The sequence below is a fragment of the Paenibacillus aceti genome, assembly GCF_003614185.1.
Taxonomy (GTDB): Bacteria; Bacillota; Bacilli; order Paenibacillales; family Paenibacillaceae; genus Fontibacillus; species Fontibacillus aceti.
In genome coordinates this window covers 1-2,123 of sequence record NZ_MDDO01000058.1, presented here as the reverse complement: position 1 = coordinate 2,123, position 2,123 = coordinate 1, and the positions used below count along the sequence as shown (strand labels likewise).

Here is a 2,123-nt window from a genome sequence, read left to right as displayed (position 1 = left end):
GGTTATTGTCAATCTCCAGCCGACCATCTTTCAGGAAAGCCGTCAGTTTGTCCCACTGGTTCAGACTGTAGGCAATCGCCTGACCCAGCAAGCTCTTCGGCATCGTCCGGGGTTTCTGCTGACGTAGCCAAGCATAATAACCATCCAGCACCGGACGGCTTTGCTCCTCACGTGCCTTCCGTCGTTCCTCAGGCGTCGCTTCTTTGAGCTCCCGCTCAATGGCAAATAGCTGGTTGCACCAGGCAAGCCCTTGCGCAGCCACACTGTGCGGATTGCTTCTGGCCTCCGGCGCCGCTTTCAGGGCTTCATCGTATTTGCGACGCGCATGCGCCCAGCATCCAACCAGTGTCACATCCTTGACCTTGTGGTAGCCGGGGTACCCATCCACATGCAGATAGCCGTTGAACCCCGCCAGCATATCTCTCGGATGTTCGCCGCCTCGCGTACGCTGGTAGTCGTAGAGCACCACCGGACCCACTCCTTGACCTGTGCGGTACAGCCACATATACGACTCCGACTGCGCCGCTTTCCCAGGCTCCTTCAGCACCTGCAGCGTTGTCTCGTCCGCGTGCAGCACCTCTTGCTTCAGCAAATACCGTTTCATTTCCGCGACAACGGGTTTTAGCCACTGCTCCGCGCCGTAGATCATCCAGTTCGCCATCGTTTGCCTCGACAGCGGATACCCCAAACGGGCCCAATCCTGCTCTTGCCGGTACAGTGGCAGACTATTGACGTATTTTTGGCACATGATATGCGCCATCGCCGATGGCGAGGCTAGACTGCCAGGATAGACGGGCCGAGGCATCGGGGCCGTGAGGATCGGCGTTTGCAGCTCGTGGCGCTCGCAATGACGGCAGGCATACACGTGACGCACATGCTCTACGAGCTTGACCTGTGGGGGCATCACTGCAATTTCACGGCGGGTCTCCGTGGTCATCTCATGCAGCGAGCCCCCGCAGCAGTCGCAGATTTGCTCGTGTTCCGCAAGGGTATACGTGACGGTTTCCACCGGCAGTTTGGATAGATCGGCTTCGCGTTTGCCGCTGGTTTTACGGCGCTCATACGTGATCGATTCTTTTTCCGGTTCTGGCAAAGCCGTTACTTCCGCTTCGTTAAACAGATTCAGCTCCAGTTGATCCGGATGCGTCTTCTCGCTGGAAGCGCCAAAGCGCTTCTGCTGCGCGAGCCGAAACTGTTCTTCATACCACTTCAGTTTCGCGGACAGCTCGGCAAGCTCCCGTTCCTGCTGGCGATTTTGTTGTTCCAACTGGGCATTTTGCTGTTGAAGTTGTTCAAGGGTGAGGGATTCCGGTTCATTTTTCATGAGGGTATGATTCGACAAGCGCAGCTCCAAATCCTGCATGCCCTAGTTTAGATCCTATTAGATCGCTACTTCCGGCGAAACAGGGGCATGCGCCTGACGCTGGGTGAGCGAAAGGCCGTCCAGCAGCCAGCGCAGTTCACGCTGCGAAAGGCACAAAGGAGTCGTGCCGCCTGCGGGCCACTGAAACGAACCACGTTCCAGTCTGCGATAGTAGAGCCAGAAGCCGGCATGATCCCAGTGCAGGATTTTGAGCTTGTCCCGCCTGCGATTGCAGAACACAAACAGCGCCGGGGAAAACGGGTTAAGCGCGAATTGCTCCTGCACGATCGCCGCAAGTCCGTCAATGGATTTACGCATGTCGGTTGCGCCACAAGCCAGATATACCGGTGATGCTGAAGTGAAACTCAGCATAACGGGGCAAGAGCCGCAACCACGTCGCGAAGCAGCCCCGGTTCAAAACCGGAACGAACATCGATCCGAGCGACCCCGACTTGGATTTGAAGCGATTCGGTTGCTGCAGCCTGATGGGTAACCGTAACCGGACGGAAGGTAGTGGCGGAAGCGGCCTGATCTTGTCTTTGGGCTTTGTAGAGCCAGTATTTTAATTGATGAACGGTCAGATTCTGCTCCGCGCACCAAGCTTTCATCGTTTGCCCACTGGCCCGATAAGCCTGAATTCGTTCCGCCCATAACGCCTGTAAATTCATCTCCATTCACAATCCATCCTTTCGTATGTGTGATGGATTTATTGTGACTGATTCAAACCATTATGGACAGGTGTGCTGGGTTTGACGCTTAC

Annotated in this window: 3 protein-coding genes; all 3 read right to left on the bottom strand. The window is 55.9% G+C overall.

The window, feature by feature from the left end:
* Window positions 1–1,324 (bottom strand): IS66 family transposase (tnpC, locus tag BFJ94_RS25220; RefSeq protein ID WP_120465423.1); only part of this gene is annotated, 1,324 nt, incomplete at its 3' end.
* A gap of 57 nt (window positions 1,325–1,381) precedes the next feature.
* Window positions 1,382–1,735 carry an IS66 family insertion sequence element accessory protein TnpB gene (tnpB, locus tag BFJ94_RS25215; RefSeq protein ID WP_120461667.1) on the bottom strand — a complete coding sequence of 118 codons (354 nt, stop codon included), beginning with the start codon at window positions 1,733–1,735 and terminating at the stop codon, window positions 1,382–1,384.
* Window positions 1,729–2,037 carry an IS66 family insertion sequence element accessory protein TnpA gene (tnpA, locus tag BFJ94_RS25210; protein ID WP_120461666.1) on the bottom strand — a complete coding sequence of 103 codons (309 nt, stop codon included), beginning with the start codon at window positions 2,035–2,037 and terminating at the stop codon, window positions 1,729–1,731. The genes tnpB and tnpA overlap by 7 nt, the downstream gene beginning before the upstream one ends.
* Window positions 2,038–2,123 lie beyond the last annotated feature (86 nt).